Origin of the sequence: Fortiea contorta PCC 7126 (assembly GCF_000332295.1) — a bacterium.
GTDB classification, from domain to species: Bacteria; Cyanobacteriota; Cyanobacteriia; order Cyanobacteriales; family Nostocaceae; genus Fortiea; species Fortiea contorta.
This window is the reverse complement of record NZ_KB235930.1, coordinates 1,698,772-1,714,656: the sequence shown is the minus strand read 5'-3', so window position 1 is coordinate 1,714,656 and position 15,885 is coordinate 1,698,772. Positions and strand designations below refer to the sequence as shown.

General features: G+C 40.5%; 15 protein-coding genes and 1 riboswitch. Of the genes, 6 read left to right on the top strand and 9 right to left on the bottom strand.

Annotated elements, in window-relative coordinates; all coding sequences use genetic code 11:
* Positions 1–9: 9 nt before the first annotated feature.
* From MIC7126_RS0108170 to MIC7126_RS0108135, 8 genes are all read right to left on the bottom strand, one after another.
* The gene (locus MIC7126_RS0108170; protein ID WP_017652651.1) at positions 10–597 is read right to left on the bottom strand and encodes a Uma2 family endonuclease; all 588 of its coding nucleotides are present in this window, start codon (positions 595–597) and stop codon (positions 10–12) included.
* Between the two features lie 47 nt (positions 598–644).
* On the bottom strand, positions 645–1,718 hold the full coding sequence (locus tag MIC7126_RS0108165; RefSeq protein WP_017652650.1) for a glycosyltransferase family 4 protein: 1,074 nt from the start codon (positions 1,716–1,718) through the stop codon (positions 645–647).
* A 140-nt stretch (positions 1,719–1,858) separates the two neighbouring features.
* A complete protein-coding gene (locus tag MIC7126_RS0108160; protein WP_017652649.1) occupies positions 1,859–3,064 on the bottom strand; it encodes a class I SAM-dependent methyltransferase in 1,206 nt (401 codons plus the stop codon).
* A 40-nt stretch (positions 3,065–3,104) separates the two neighbouring features.
* Positions 3,105–4,406: a glycosyltransferase family 4 protein gene (locus MIC7126_RS0108155; RefSeq protein ID WP_238553622.1), complete on the bottom strand. Its 1,302-nt coding sequence runs from the start codon at positions 4,404–4,406 to the stop codon at positions 3,105–3,107.
* Between the two features lie 45 nt (positions 4,407–4,451).
* A complete protein-coding gene (locus MIC7126_RS0108150; RefSeq protein ID WP_017652647.1) occupies positions 4,452–5,192 on the bottom strand; it encodes an ABC transporter ATP-binding protein in 741 nt (246 codons plus the stop codon).
* Positions 5,193–5,999, bottom strand: coding sequence for an ABC transporter permease (locus MIC7126_RS0108145; RefSeq protein WP_017652646.1), 807 nt, complete (start codon positions 5,997–5,999; stop codon positions 5,193–5,195). It abuts the gene before it with no gap.
* Between the two features lie 264 nt (positions 6,000–6,263).
* Positions 6,264–7,643, bottom strand: coding sequence for a DUF2330 domain-containing protein (locus MIC7126_RS0108140; protein WP_017652645.1), 1,380 nt, complete (start codon positions 7,641–7,643; stop codon positions 6,264–6,266).
* A 4-nt stretch (positions 7,644–7,647) separates the two neighbouring features.
* Entirely contained in the window at positions 7,648–8,451 is an 804-nt protein-coding gene (locus MIC7126_RS0108135; protein WP_017652644.1) for an RnfABCDGE type electron transport complex subunit D, read from the bottom strand.
* Between the two features lie 446 nt (positions 8,452–8,897).
* A riboswitch (cyclic di-AMP (ydaO/yuaA leader) is annotated at positions 8,898–9,083 on the top strand.
* A gap of 163 nt (positions 9,084–9,246) precedes the next feature.
* On the opposite strand from MIC7126_RS0108135, the gene MIC7126_RS0108130 reads away from it, so the two are divergent.
* The 3 genes from MIC7126_RS0108130 (at position 9,247) to MIC7126_RS0108120 (ending at position 13,335) form a co-directional block, all read left to right on the top strand.
* Positions 9,247–10,524: a glycosyltransferase gene (locus MIC7126_RS0108130; protein ID WP_017652643.1), complete on the top strand. Its 1,278-nt coding sequence runs from the start codon at positions 9,247–9,249 to the stop codon at positions 10,522–10,524.
* Between the two features lie 78 nt (positions 10,525–10,602).
* Positions 10,603–10,797 (top strand): hypothetical protein, encoded by a 195-nt coding sequence (locus MIC7126_RS0108125; protein ID WP_017652642.1) that lies wholly within the window; start codon positions 10,603–10,605, stop codon positions 10,795–10,797.
* Positions 10,798–11,067: 270 nt separating this feature from the next.
* Positions 11,068–13,335 carry a cation:proton antiporter gene (locus MIC7126_RS0108120; RefSeq protein WP_017652641.1) on the top strand — a complete coding sequence of 756 codons (2,268 nt, stop codon included), beginning with the start codon at positions 11,068–11,070 and terminating at the stop codon, positions 13,333–13,335.
* 22 nt (positions 13,336–13,357) lie between these two features.
* Here the strand turns inward: MIC7126_RS0108120 and MIC7126_RS0108115 are convergent, their stop codons facing one another.
* Positions 13,358–13,576: an Hfq-related RNA-binding protein gene (locus tag MIC7126_RS0108115; protein WP_017652640.1), complete on the bottom strand. Its 219-nt coding sequence runs from the start codon at positions 13,574–13,576 to the stop codon at positions 13,358–13,360.
* A 129-nt stretch (positions 13,577–13,705) separates the two neighbouring features.
* On the opposite strand from MIC7126_RS0108115, the gene dapF reads away from it, so the two are divergent.
* From dapF to MIC7126_RS0108100, 3 genes are all read left to right on the top strand, one after another.
* Positions 13,706–14,545: a diaminopimelate epimerase gene (gene dapF, locus MIC7126_RS0108110; RefSeq protein ID WP_017652639.1), complete on the top strand. Its 840-nt coding sequence runs from the start codon at positions 13,706–13,708 to the stop codon at positions 14,543–14,545.
* Positions 14,546–14,811: 266 nt separating this feature from the next.
* A complete protein-coding gene (locus tag MIC7126_RS0108105) occupies positions 14,812–15,516 on the top strand; it encodes a hypothetical protein (protein ID WP_017652638.1) in 705 nt (234 codons plus the stop codon).
* A gap of 6 nt (positions 15,517–15,522) precedes the next feature.
* A complete protein-coding gene (locus MIC7126_RS0108100; RefSeq protein WP_017652637.1) occupies positions 15,523–15,852 on the top strand; it encodes a hypothetical protein in 330 nt (109 codons plus the stop codon).
* Positions 15,853–15,885 lie beyond the last annotated feature (33 nt).

The following is a 15,885-nucleotide window of genomic DNA, read 5'->3' as shown; positions in this document are numbered from 1 at the left end:
ATTAAATATCTACTCGGGTTGGTTCTCTAATGTTACCCGTTGATAAATCTGACGATGGGGAATTGCAATGTTGACTGAAGCTAAGGTTAAATATCCATCTTCATCGTCGGATTCACTAAATAGCCATTTTCCTTCTGCTGTTTTGCTAAATTGCTCAACATGAGTCTGATATTGGTCAATTAAAATATATTCTTGAAATTCGGGAATGGAACGATAATAAGTAAATTTATCTCCTCGATCTCGACTACTCGTAGATTTAGAAAGTATCTCAAAGATAATAGTAGGATTTAGCACTGTGTCGGTGCGTCCTTCTTGAAAAACGGGTTGATCTTTGATGATTAAAATATCTGGATATGTGTATTCACGATGACGAGGAAGCCACAGGCGCAAATCACTAGTGTAAACATGATAATTTTGTTCTCTGAGAGCCATACCCAGAGCAATTATTAAATTGACAATAATTTGATTATGATTAATTGAAGCTCCAGTCATGGGTACAATTTCTCCGTCACGGTATTCACTACGGTACTCTGCAGCCTCTTCTTGTAAAAGATATTCTTCAATAGAATATAGGCGGGAGGGAGTTTGCACAACCATAAGATTTATTGGGTACTAGTGGGAGCAAGATAACTTTAGCCTAGCATTTAAAGAAAGCGTGACAAAACTGCGGCGGTAGCTTGTCCAGTTTTTTCCCAACTGAATTGATTGGCTCTGGTGATACTTTGATAAGAAAGATTGTTTCTGATGTTTGCATCAGTTGCTAAAGTCTGCATCGCTTCTGTAATTTCTCCAGTATTGTAAGGATTGATGAGAATTGCTGCGTCTCCAGCAACTTCTGGTAAAGAGGAAAGGTTAGAGGTGATGACGGGTGTACCACAAGCCATTGCTTCCAAGACAGGTAAACCGAAACCTTCCCAGAGACTAGGAAAAACAAGAGCGATCGCACCATTAATAATTTGCGGTAATTCGCCATAGGGTACATAATTTAGGAACTTTACCTGATTAGTTATACCCAGTTGAGCAACTTGCGCTGTTAATGTTGGTGTGTATCGTTTATCAGTTGGGCCTACTAACCATAGTTCATAGTCTTTGCAATTAGGTAACGCCGCAAAAGCACTAAGAAGTCGCTGTATATTTTTGTATGAATCTTGGCGTCCGATGTAAAGAAAGTAGTTGCGAGTAGGTAGATTTAGAGGTCTGAAGTGAAGGCGATCGTAAGCTAAGAGAATGGGCGTAATTTTATGGGCGGGAATTTGGTAAAAGTCGGTAATATCCTGAGCAGTAGCTTGGGAATTGCAAATAATGTGTTGTGCTTGGGCTAAAACTTGTGGCGTGTAGTAGCGGTGGTAAGGTGTTAATGGCGAAAAGCGTCTAGGAAAGCGCAACGGTATCAAGTCGTGAAACATCACAACAAAGCGACAATTTGTATACAGTGGCGCTTCCGGTAGCGGGGAAAATAAAAGTTTTGATTTTAGCTGTTTATAGATTTGTGGTAGCTGGAATTGTGTCCAGATCAGGCGGTTAAAATGTCCTTTTGTACCTTGGTCTGGAGTTAAGTTTGAGGGAACCGGGTAGCAGTCAAATTCGGGGAAATTTTTAGCAGTTAATAAAGTTGGTTTGAGAGATGTTAAATAAGGAAAAATATTTTGAGCATAGTTGCTTATGCCAGTAGGTTGAGATAAAAGAATAGATAGATTAACTAATAAAGATCTTAGCAAATTTATACCAAGCTATTTCTGTAATTTTTGAAGATTTTTATAATGGTTGAAATCTTGTTCAATTAGCATAATTAAATTAAAGGCATAGTAAAGCTATGCCTATATGAATGACATATGTCAACAAATAAATTGCATATTAACTACGGTTTTTCGCATATAATGATAAAACAAAATCCATACTCAGCACCGACACGTTCTCCCAATTCTCTGAGCATTTCAACCATTATTGGATCATTATCAGTTAAATGACGTACAGGTGTATCTACAGTTGATATTCCCCAATATGGCATTAAAAAAGCACCTTTTGTCTTCTTAATTTTAAAGCCTTCTTGAATGAGCATTTCTGATGCTTCTTCAAAGGTAAATTCTTTTATGTGGTCAAAGGAACATTTAAAATTTTCATATCCAAGCATCCTGTTGACGCGCAGATGTAAGCTGTCACGGTTAGGTGAAGTAACAATAAAAATACCACCAGTTTTTAATACTCTAAAAGCTTCTTTAACACAATTTACAGGATTAGGAAGGTGCTCTATAACTTCTTTTGCAATAACCACGTCAAATCTATTATCTTCAAATTTTAAATTCATGGCGTCCATTGTCATGAACTGGAAATTCTGTTTATTTCCATACTGAAGATATGCTTGAGATATGGCTGCGTCAGAAAGATCCGTGCCAATATATTCTTTACATTGATCTATGTAGGCAGCACTACCTCCAATTCCACAACCAATTTCCAGTATTCTACTCTCATTAGTGGGAAAAATAGCCTCAATTACATGTTTATTTAGTTCTTTAGCTCTAACTTCATCCCACAAATAAACAACACTATAAGCATTCTGAGACTCGTATCTATGATCCATTAATTCTTTAATTTTTCCTAAAGAAAGAGTTGCATAATCCGTATTAGAGTCAATAGAATCTTGTTGCAGTGTTTTAAAAGATTGATTTTGTAATTCGTTGGTATCTTTTGGTAAATTTATTTCTGATGTGGCTAGGTTTTGCATTTTTTCATCAAATGCTTGCCAATGAACTAGATTTTTATCGATTTGAGGTTGATTTAGGTTTTTAGAAAAAATCACAAATACTTCATTAGCAAATAGCGGAACATACTCTTTAGTCACTAACATTAACCAAGAATATTCTAAGTCATCCATCATACCTTTATGAATGACGACTAAATCATAATTTCGCCCATCTTGACTAATGACGCCAGAATAAGATTTTGTCTTTCCTGGAAATCGTTCTGCAAACTCAGTTGGCGCTACTATTTTTTCGCCTTCTTGAATATTTTCTTTTAAGAAATTTGCAGTATCTACCCAATATTTATCATGTGTGGGAAATTTCATAATATACCGATTACCAGAAAAACAAGGGTATTATGGCATCTTAGAGCACTTTCGTATATGCTTCATAAAGTTTTTTAACATAGTTTTCCATGCTAAATAACTTGACTCTTTCTTTCCCTGCTTGGGAAAACTGTTTTTGCAGATGAGGGTTATTGATCAGAGTTTCAAGATTTTTCCTGATATCAATGGAATCATAGGGATCTACATAAAGAGCAGCATCTCCACAAACTTCTGGTAAAGAAGATACATTAGAGGTAATTACAGGACATCCCATCGCCATTGCTTCTAAAGGTGGTAAACCAAATCCTTCATATAAGGATGGAAAAGCAAAACACAGAGCACCTTTATATAAGTAAAGTAAATCATTTCTAGTGACAAATTCTAGTAATTTAACTTTGGTATGAAATTTAGAGCTAAACATTGCTTCTAGCTTACCAATTTCCCCTTCCCATAACCATGCCTTCTTTCCAACTATCACCAGTTGTATATCCGTATCTAATCCACTGTAAGCGTCTATCAGTCTTCCTACATTTTTTTTCGGCTCTATTGCTCCTACAAAAAGAATGTATTTTTTATATTTGATTCTAAATTTTTTTAATTGTTTATAAATCTCTTCTTCTGATTTTTCTGTGAGTGCAAGTGTCTGATCAATGATTGGTTGATATGTGACATTAATTTTATCTGGATGAATATCAAAACAATCTAATATATCTTTTTTTGTATTTTCGGAAACGGTAATAATAACTTGAGAATCTTGAATGGATTTTTTTATATTATTGAAGAAAAAACTCTTATCATCTAAAGTTGTATAGGGTAGTTTGAGTGGTATTAAATCATGAATTGTCGTGATTCTTTTAGCGTTGTTGACTTGTACGGGTAATGGATATGTTGCGTGCCATACATCAATTTTTTTGGGCACATTAATGTTCGCATTCATTCCTAACCGCTTATATAGATTATTAGCGATCGCAAAACAATCAGGAAGATTAAAAATTTCTCCAGACTTGGATAAATATTCAAAAATAAGATCGCTATTTTGCTTGATAACGAAGTCACTCACTGGTATTTTTTTTGCTCGATAAAATTGCTTACTAGCCGCGAAGACCATACTCTTAGCTAAAGACAATTTGCTGTCAGTTTGTTTGGGGATGTCAAAAAATAAAGTTTCGTCTAAAATAGAATCAGTATTATTGGTATAGCGACTGCATAAGATATCTGTATTTGCTCCTAAACAAGCCAAGGCTTTAATTAGACTTATGCCATAAGTTTTTATACCAGTACCTTTAATAAGTTCTAAGTTATAACCATCTATTAAAACGTTAATTTCCTGTAGATTCATCATTTCTCTCTTGAAAATTTAGGACAAGTAGAAAAATTTATCTCGCCTTCACGACTGACTTACAAAATTTAGATAATGTTCCACTGTTTCTACAGGCTTTCCAAAAAATTTGATTTTTCCATTATTGATCCAGACGGCTTTTTGACACGATTCGCGGATAAACTCCATAGAATGTGACACAACTAAAACTGTCACTTCATCGACCCAAAATTTATCAATTCTTTGTTTGCACTTTCTATTAAAGCTTTCATCTCCCACTGAAAGCACTTCATCTAAAATGAGAATATCAGGCTGAACATCAGTTGCAATTGAAAATCCTAAACGTGCTACCATGCCGGAAGATAAACCCTTGACTGGGACTAATGCATAATCTTGCAACTCGGCAAATTCTAGAATTGATTGTGCTCTCAGTCGCATCTCTGCTCTAGAAAAACCTAGCAAAACTCCATAAAGTAGAATATTATCCATCACTGAAATTTCTGGATCAAAACCGGCTCCTAGTTCAATCAATGGTGCAATTTGACCTCGTACTCTGACTGTTCCGCTAGTGGGTTGCAAAATACCAGAAATTATTTTGAGTATAGTTGATTTACCTGAGCCATTTGCACCGATAATACCTATTTTTTCACCTTTTTCTATCACCAAATTTATTTGATCCAACACTAACTTTTTAGCTGGCTGACGATATTTTCCTTCCAAAAATGATAATAGTGTCTTCTTTAGATCATAAGAAAACTCTTCTTGTGTTCGTCGCCACAACGAAACTTGATCCAAGCGAATTACTTCCATTTAAAGCAAATCCATAAATTGATGACGCCAAAATTGAAAACAAGTCCATCCCACTGCAACAATTATTATGCCACTGAGTAAAGCACCACTGATTAAACTCAAATCTGGTGGTGTTCCTGATAGCGTGATCTGACGAAGACTTTCAATTATTGGTGATAATGGATTCAACCCTAAAAAAGGCTTTACCTGCGGTGGAACAATAGCGGCTGGATAAAACACAGGACTACTGATCCAAATGACAAAAGTAATTAGCTCGTAAAAGTAAGGTAAATCTCTAAAAAAAACGTATAACGCACTTACTAAAAAACCCACTCCTGTGCAGACTAAAATTAGAGCGATGAACGGAAAAAGTAGCGCTAATGTATTGATGATACTGTGGGAGTTAATTAAAGTGATGATTACTAGTAATGGTAATACTCCGACTGAAAACTGAAATACATTCGCTGCAATCATGGATACAGGAAAAACGCTGACTGGTAAGCGAATTTTATTTAAAAGTGCACCGTTATTGACTACACTAGTTAAAGCTTGGGATGTAGAAGATGAGAAGAAATTGATTACAACTAAGCCTGTAAAAGCTGCCAATATGTAATTTGGAATAGAATTATTGTAATATGAGGCGAAAGTTGCTCCAAAAATGGCAGTATACAAGCCTGTCATGATTAGTGGGTTCAACAGTGACCAGTATACTCCTAGAAATGAACCCCGATAGCGCACCTTCAATGTTCTTGTCACCAAAACTTGTAGTAATTCCCAGTAGCGCTTTACTGGTAGCCAATTGTGTTTGTCTTTGAACGAGAGCGTCATCTCCTAACACCACTAAACGTCACTAGGTGAGCTATCCGTGCATTTTATCTTATTGAAGCGCTGTTTGATCACTTAATATAATTTATCAGGTTGGTAATTGGTAATGGTAAAAATCAATTATCTATAGAAATCCATTTCAATTTCTGAACTTATTCATAGAGATAAGGAATAGGGAAGAAAGAATAAAAGTGTACCCAGCTTCCCCAAAATGTAGCAAGAATCCTGTACTAGCGATCGCTCTTGATCATCTCGCCTAACTAAGTATTAATCTCTAAACCCTAACCAACCAATAAAATTATCCCACCAAGAGTTAGTCAACTTACCCACAGTCAATTTCATTTTTTGACGAATGTCTTGGATATTCCAATTTGTCAGCTTGGCGAGGGTTTGTGCTTCTTGTTCAAAACGCCTCGATAAAGTCCGCTTGTATTCTCGACCGGCTGGACAATTGAGTTCACCTCTAAAAGGATGTTGTAAGATGTAACGTCCCTGAAAAGATTCACGATTAGAAGTGGTTTGAAACATCAAATCTTCAGGAAATTTATTGCGAGTATAGCGCACATGTAGACGGGTAATGAAGACATTACTACTAGGAAAAGGACGGCGAAAATTTTGGGGTTGTTCAACATCACCAGCAGCACCATCTAACCAGAATACACCCGCTTGTTTCAGTTCTGCTGGTGTTAGCGGTTCCGCAGCGCAAGGATCGCAACTACCCATATCCCATGCATATTCTAAAAAACCCACCTTGCGGTCTTCTTTGGCGTAAACTGTTTGGAATAAAGATTTATAAAAATCGCCAAACTCATTCTTGATAAAAATAGGAATATTGGCATTAGAAGGAACTTCAACTGTGCGGTAGTTGGTGATTTCTGCTTGTCCTTTGGGTGATAAAACATAAACAATTAAATCTTGTTCATCGGTAGCATTAATCATGCCTAACCGAATAGGTAACATGAATTTAGGTGACTTATAAGCAATTTGTAAAGGTCGAAGTAGCTGATAACCAGATTGCTCAAATTTTTCCAGATTGACTTTAGCAACAAAGAATTTCATTGAAGAGCGAATGTAAGGTTTGAGCAGTTCTTTTGCTCCTCTGGGAATTTTATAACCGTTGCGGTTGAGCCATGTTTCTAATCCACCAGATTCTTTCGCACTGAGAATCAAAATATCATATTCACCCACACTAAATCGCGCTTCCACAGTTACACCTAAACTATCAGCGCTCTCTCGCGCTCTGTTCTCAGTAGCTGAGGGTGTAGGTAGAGCGAGTTGCAAATTGCCGCCACGCTGATAAACTGGTTCACAAGGATCGGAATCGAAATATTCTACCAATCGTGGTGCACTAAAAGCATCCAAACGCTCGATAATTTTTGATTCGGCAACGCGGACTTGCTCTTTTTGCAGTACTGTAGGTACAGGCACTACCATCGCAAAATCCTTGACTTCACCCTGAAAATCATTAGCCATGGTTAACACAGTGCGATCGCCATCTCGCACCATCACCACCTGAGAAGCTTTGTTATATAGCTTTGCGTCTGCTTTCGCAACATAAAATCCACAAAACGCCCAAGCTGTGGGTGCGAAGCACATCACACCCACTAACACCAACACCAAGGAAACAAAATACCTGAAAGTTTTCATTGATTTATCCCTCCTCCTGTTTTTGTCGCCAAGAAAACTCCGGAGCTAACCAGAGCAAATCCAGCAGAATACTTAACGGCGCCAGCATGAATAACGCCCAGAAAACTGCAGTTGGTACAAACAAATAATTTCGCAAGATAAAAGTTAAAATGGCGATGCACATTGCCCAAACAATCCGACCAATAGGTGCGTTGGGAATCGACCGAGGATCAGTAACCATAAACAGCGCAAATAAAATTAGAGAACCACTCATTAATCGGTGTAGGTAAACATCCCAAGTCCAACCCAACCAAAGATTACGCATCGCTTCCAGCAGAGAATAGCAACCCAAAAAAGCCGCTGTCGTGTCCCAACGACCGACGCGCTGTAAAATCATTCCCCCAGTCCCGAAAAACAATAGCCCATACCACCAGTCTTCACCCCACTGTCCCGGTGAAACCCAAGCGTCAGCAGTGAATAGTAAAGCGGTAATGATGCCAAAATTAGCAGGATTGAAGACATGCTTATCTCCCACCCGCAGAACAAATTTACTACCAATCGCACTAACTGCAGCTATGGCGATCGTTGTCCAATGGTCAGCCCGTAATAGTAAACTGAGTCCCAATGCCGTAATGAGCGCACTACGCAAACCAAGTGCTTTTACCCCTTGATCCCTAAACAAAGACAGCATCCCTTGAGTTAATAAACAAGTAGCGATCGCCACAATAATTAACTCCGGTCGCAATGTCCAATCTCTTGTCCCAATCCCTAAACAGAGGAATAAGGAGAGAAAGAGGATTTGATAATCTCGAATATCCTGGAATAACATTTATCCGTCCATCGGCGCGATCGTCTGAGAAGTTTCACCAATTTAGACGGGTACACGCACAAATAGTTTTGCTGTTACAGATTTTGTTACAAACAAACAAGAAGTGATGAGGGACGCCGAAATCTTGTATTTTTGGTTTACAGATGTCCCATGACCAAGTTTCTACAGCAAAATCCTTGATATCACCTCAGTTATCATCGTTCACATCAGGCTCTCAACTCGCAACATTGAGCATCAACCACCAATGCGGGAGTTTTGCAGCCAAAATATTCAGCATTAAACACCAAATTGTCAGGTTTTATCTTGACAAATCACAAATCACAAATACCAAAAAACTCAAGTGTTCTGCAACACCAATTGTTTGTTCAACTTCTTGACTCATTTCCTGTTTACAAGGTAATGTAAAGAAAACTGAATCAGTCTGCCTAATCCGTTGCTTACTCTGGGAGCTTTTGCAACTCAAAGTCAGCAGGGAGCGGAGGAACCAAATTTGGGGCGTGTCTCCAACAAAACAGCAAGTTAGAGTTAAGAAGATTCAACAAACTTCCTATCTTCAACTTGATATTTGTAGAGAAGGACATCTCTCAGTTCTAGCCCGTCAGCTAACTTCGTAGGCATTGAGAGGAGACTAAACGAGCGGCATTTTTATTAGATAATAATGCTTTGTTCTCGTAAGTGTCCTTGGCTGGTAACTTTGCGCTTCGTCGTGCCTGCCCTCGGCAATGAAGAGAGGCTAAATACACCTGATTTTCTGGCTTGTGAGGCAGGATAATTTGCCATAAGGTAAAGTTTACTATGTTCCAAAATAACAAGCAACGCATTGCACTGATTTCTGTTGATGGCGACCCAGCTATTGAGATCGGTAAAGAAGAAGCTGGAGGTCAAAACGTTTATGTGCGTCAAGTAGGCTACGCATTAGCTGAACAAGGTTGGCAAGTAGACATGTTTACTCGTCGCTCTCATCCTGAGCAAGCCGCCATTATCCAGCATAATCAAAACTGTCGCACCATTCGCCTCAAGGCTGGGCCATCACAGTTTATCGGACGAGATCATTTATTCGACTACCTCGGTGAATTTCTAGGAGAATTCCAAAAATTTCAACAGCATCAAGGATTTCAATACCCAATCATCCATACCAACTACTGGTTATCATCATGGGTGGGGATGGAATTGAAAAAGCAGCAACCGCTGATTCAAGTGCATACTTACCACTCCTTAGGAGCAGTTAAATACAGAAGTATCAGTAATATTCCTGTAATTGCAGTCCAGAGACTAGCTGTAGAAAAAACTTGTTTAGAGACTGTAGATCGAGTGATTGCAACCAGTCCTCAAGAACAGAAGCACATGCGGATACTTGTTTCCACCAAAGGAAGGATGGAAATGATTCCTTGTGGAACCGATATTGATAAGTTCGGCAAAATTGGCAAGACTGAGGCGAGAAAACATTTAGGTGTAGCAGCGGACACTAAGATGGTACTTTATGTTGGTCGCTTTGACCAGCGCAAAGGAATTGAAACCTTAGTCAGAGCGATCGCTAAATCTCGACTTCGAGGTCAAGCTGACCTGCAACTAGTCATTGGCGGTGGTAGTCGTCCTGGTCAGAGCGACGGCATGGAACGCGATCGCATCGCTAACATCGTTGCCGAACTTGGACTCAAGGATTGTACCACCTTTCCTGGTCGCCTAGACGACACAGACCTGCTCTACTACTACGCCGCCGCTGATGTGTGCGTAGTACCCAGCCACTACGAACCCTTTGGTTTAGTAGCCATTGAGGCGATGGCTTGTAGAACCCCCGTAGTCGCCAGTAACGTAGGCGGATTACAATTTACCGTAGTCCCAGAAGTTACAGGTCTACTGGCAACACCCAAAGATGAAGTAGCTTTTGGTGCAGCAATCGACCGTATTCTCACTAACCCAGAATGGGCGCAACAGTTAGGTGAAACCGGGCGACAAAGGGTAGAAATCGCTTTCAGTTGGCATAGCGTCGCCTCCAGACTCGCCCAATTATACACCCGCCTGTTAGCCGAAAATCCTACAGTAACCAAGAGTAAATCGCAAGTAGCAGCTTAAAGAATGAAGTCTGAAGTATACTTCAGACTTCATTCTTCATCCCTAATATCAACCCAGATTATCCAGGAGTTAGAACCCATGTTGCATAACGGAGATGTTCAATATCCCATCACAGGCCAAATTGGTACAGTTTTCGGTTATGGACATCAAGTCATGCATGGCATGTATCTGACCACCTTGAAAGTCAAAGTCACAAAAAACAAAGGAACTCGTCGTAGCAGTAAATTTATTGAAGATACTTACAATACCTGGAAATCTGGGGATGTAGCGTAAGCGGCGAGGGGAATTTGTCATTTGTCATTTTCCCCGTCACCCTTAGTGTTACTCTCCCTGACCAAAATTTACGAAAAGAGGTAAATTTAAAGCCTCGTCCCCTCGTGGGCGGCTTAGTTTTCCCCGTTCCCTGTTCCCTGTTCCCTGTTCCCTTTCATACAATACATTTATTAAAAAATTTGTGGTCACTGCATCAATAATTTTTCCCGAAAATATCTCAAAAATTTGTATGCTGAGGTTAACAGGTCTTAATATTTATTTTTAAAATTAGTGCAAGAAGATTTTCGACTAATTGTTGATTTAGTTTCAGTTCTCGCTGTGGCTGCTTGTGGGGGACTGTTAGCATCGCTGGTACGACAACCAGTTTTGTTGGGTTATCTCATTGGTGGGATGATTGTCGGGCCAGCGGGACTGGGGCTGATCAAAGAAATTATTCAAGTAGAAACTCTCGCCCAGTTTGGGGTAGCTTTTTTGCTCTTTGCATTGGGAGTAGAGTTTTCCTTTGCTCAACTCAAAAAAGTACAAGCGATCGCCCTCGGAGGTGGAGGGCTACAAATTGCGTTGACAATTGCGGTCACAGTTTTGGTGTGTGGCGTCACCGGCGCCTGGGGAACTCTTCCTGCAAAAGGCGTGTTTTTGGGGTCAATTCTGTCCTTATCATCCACAGCCGTTGTCCTCAAATGCTTGATGGAACGCAACGAAACCGAAACACCCCACGGACAGGTGATGCTGGGTATTTTAGTCGTCCAAGACCTAGCATTAGGATTGATGATCGCCGTACTCCCAGCTTTGCATGAACCAGGAGAAGCGATCGGTGTAGCAGTATTAACAGCCTTGTTGCGGATTGGTTTATTTGCTGCAGGTGCAGTAGTTGCGGGAATTTGGCTTATACCCCCCTTGTTGCGGCTTTTAGCTCGAACTGAAAGCCGCGAGCTATTTTTATTAGGTGTAGTAGCATTATGCCTAGGTATTGCCCTATTAACCGAATATTTAGGGCTGTCAATTGAAATGGGGGCCTTTGTCGCCGGCTTAATGATTTCCGAAGTGGAATACGCCGATCAAACCCTGACTTATGTAGAGCCACTGCGGGATATCTTCGCCAGTTTATTTTTTGCCGCCATTGGCATGTTAATTGACCCAGTGTTTCTCTGGCACAACCTAGAATTAATCTTGGGATTGGTGGCGATAGTTTTTGTCGGTAAATTTCTGATTATTACACCCCTAGTCAAGCTGTTCCGCTATCCATTAAAAACAGCCTTGATTGCAGGCTTAGGACTAGCGCAAATTGGGGAATTTTCCTTTGTGCTCGCCAGTGAAGGACAAGCCTTGGGGCTAGTGTCTCGACAGATATATTTATTAATTTTAGGCACCACCGCTGTCACCTTGGTAATTACCCCATTTGTATTGCGGTTAGTGCCATTTATTTTTAATTTTGCTGAAACCATGCCTTGGTTGCAGCCATACTTAGAAGAAGAACAGCCACGGGATATTTCCGAAGAACTACCCTCCAAAGACCACGTAGTCGTTTGTGGTTATGGGCGAGTGGGTAAAAACTTGGTCAAGCTCTTGCAGCAACACCAGTTACCTGTGGTAGTCATTGACCAATCAGAACGGAGAATTCAGCAGCTACGAGACGCCAACGTCTCCTATGTATACGGTAATTGCGTTAGCCTCCACGTGCTCGAAACTGCAGGAGTGAACCACGCCAAAGCCATGGCGATCGCCCTTCCTGATCCGATGAGTACCCGTCTTTGTGTCAAACGCGCCCTGGAACTGTGCCCAGAACTCAATTTAGTCGTACGCGCCAACCAAGATAAAGATATTGAAGTGCTTTATCAACTGGGTGGAAGGGAAGTAGTGCAACCGGAATTTGAAGCCAGCTTAGAAATGGCTAGTTATTTATTAACAGATGTAGGTTTGTCACCCGCCGTCATCCAACGGGAAATGCAGCAAATCCGCAATAATCATTATTTAGCATTAAGACCAGACCGTTCTGCATCGGAAGTTTCCCGCGACTTAGAGCAAGCAACCTTGGATTTAAATCGCCGCTGGTATCCCCTCCCATCCGGTTCGCCCCTAATCGGGATGACTTTAGAAGAAGCAGATATGCGCTACTTAACAGGCGCCAGCTTAATGGCTATACGCCGCACCAACGGTGTAGAAATCGACTATCCAGATAACCAAACCAAATTATTAGAAGGCGATCGCCTTTTAGTCGTAGGGGCTGATGAAGAACTAGCCGCTCTCGCGGAATTTGCTCTAGGTAAAGCGGTTGTTCCTGGAGAACACAGCGCTTGTCAGTGGATGACAGTCAACACCGATTCCCCCGTTGTGAATAAAACCCTCACAGATTTAGATATCCGCCAAAAATATGACGTAGAAGTACAAGCAATGCGACGAGACGGTAAATTTATTCGCTCCCCTGAAGGCAACACAGAATTGCGAGTAGGCGACCAAATATTATTATGCGGCAGCTTATCTAGTCTCAATCATCTGCAACTTTTGTTTTCCCTTAATAGTCCTCTCCCTCTGGGATAAATGAGGGGGATGGGGGAATTAACTAACCTCTAACTTTAATGTAGGCGATCGCTTGTTTCCAAACTGTGGTTTGCTGATTGCTCTCATCCACAACACATACACAGTTTGGATCTTGCCAAATCACCCTACCTGTAAGCAAATCGCCTGTTAACAGTTTAAATTCCACTATTGCAGTTTGTTTAATCAGATTTTGCACTTGGCGAATGCTGGGAAGCGAAGTATCAAATTCAGTTGTCAGCATTTTGGTAATGTGTTTAATTGAGGAGTTAGGGGCTAGGGACTGGGGGTGAGGGGATGCGGCGAACCCTAGTTAAGCAGTCGCTTTCCCATTGTCCCATTCCCTAATCATTGATAATTGATCTCTAAACAAATGGCAATTGAATTTACTAAGTATCAAGGTCTAGGCAACGACTTTATTCTCATTGATAATCGGGCGTCATCCTTACCTGTATTGACTCCTGAGCAAGCGATCGCCTGGTGCGATCGCCATTTTGGTATCGGTGCTGATGGTGTAATTTTTGCCCTTACCGGTGAAAGTGGTGCTGATTACACTATGCGAATTTTTAATTCCGATGGTTCAGAACCAGAAATGTGTGGTAACGGTATTCGCTGTTTAGCTGTGTTTTTAGCAGAGTTGGAGGGTGAATCGAGAAATAAAAACCTGTATCGCATTCAAACCCTGGCGGGAGTAATTACAACCGAATTGATGTCCGACGGTCAAGTCAAGGTGGATATGGGTTTACCGAAATTACTCGCTGGCGAAATTCCCACCACCTTGACACCCGCAGCCGAGAAAGTGATTAATCAACCCCTAGCAGTAGCAGGGAAATCTTGGGATGTCACCTGTGTCAGCATGGGAAATCCCCACTGCATCACCTTTGTGGAAGACGTCGCCGCTATCCCCCTGGAAATTATCGGCCCGCAATTTGAGCATCACCCAGCCTTTCCCCAACGCATAAATACTGAATTTATGCAAGTAGTCCGCCCTGATTATTTAAAAATGCGGGTTTGGGAACGGGGCGCAGGAATCACCTTAGCTTGCGGTACCGGCGCTTGTGCGGCGTTAGTGGCTGGCGTATTGACAGGTAAGAGCGATCGCACCGCGACTATAGAATTACCAGGGGGTTCCTTGCAAATCGAATGGTCAGAAATTGACCAACGCCTTTACATGACTGGCCCAGCGACAAAGGTATTCACAGGTAGTTTATAGCGATTTTCAAAGGGAATAGGGAACGGGGAACAGTTAAGAGTTTTCTATTACCTATTCCCTCTTTAACTTTGTACCGAAAAGAGAGTAATAATTGCTGAGTATTTGGCGTAAGTCTTCTATTACTGGAATGGTGCGGGTTGCTAGCTTGCCTTTGGTGTTGGCTTTGTGGATGATTAATTGGTGTCTAACTTTGCCGTTAGGGGTGTAGATATCTTCTATTGTGTTAGGATTGGTCGTTGTTTTAACAATATAAAAATATACTCAGCGTGCAAAGAGCCCCAGACGATATTAGGTCTGATTTAAATACACTAATTGAAGAAAGTCGATCTATCTTCCCCAAACTGGCTTCTAGATTAGATGAGATAAGATGCTGGATAGCCAAGAAAAAATCTGGTCTTCTAAAAAGTAAGCCTCATGTCTTGCAGTTTCTTGAAGAATTGCTGAGTGATGCTACTTTCTGGCTTGAAGCTCAACTACTCTCCGAAGAAGATAGAAATACTCTGTTTGCACAGCTAACACCGACAGAACAATACTGGTATAAAGTTTTATTCACGAATTGGATTAATGAGCGTGACCCTAAGATGCCCACTTGGAAGAAAAATTTAATGGCAGGTGAATTCAAGGCAAATGATAAATCTTTTATCGATCAAGTCTGTCAAGAAATAGAATCTTTGGGAGGAAGCACTTTAAACTCTTATATTGCCGATTTGTCAATGGCAACTGATTTTATAGCCTCAGGGTCAAGAACTTTACCTTTATGTGTGCAAGTCACAACATTAAATGATATTCATTCTCAAAACAAGCAGCGAGAATGGCAATCAACCTTGACGTACTGGGGTATTAACCGAGCTTTATTTGTAAGTTTTAATCCAAGATTGACTCAAGTAGAGCAAAGAATTGGTCTATCTGTATTTCAGCATAGTGACCAAATCCAAGGAAACTGTTATTTTGTAGATAGTATTGACAAGTAAAGTGCAATGGCTACTCTATCAAGGGGTCTTGAATATCCGGGAATCAGCAGAGCAAGAGTTGCTCTTGAGAGAGCTAGAGCCTTGAGACATTCTAGAAGAGTTCATGACGTGGATGGAATTCGCCAATTTGTTAAGGATGTAGATGGAGACTGGCTCGATAACTGGACTGATACAACCGTTACACAAGATTATCATTCCATCAAAACAGTTCTTGCTCTAAAACTTAGCTTCTATGTTCCTTTATATTTTCTTGTATGGGTTTTAGGCTTACATCAAAAGCCTCGTGTTCAATCTAAAAAAAGTTCACTGTTTCTAGCTGAGAAACTTATGCGCTAACGGGTTAGGTAATTTGTAAGATACTTACAAAAT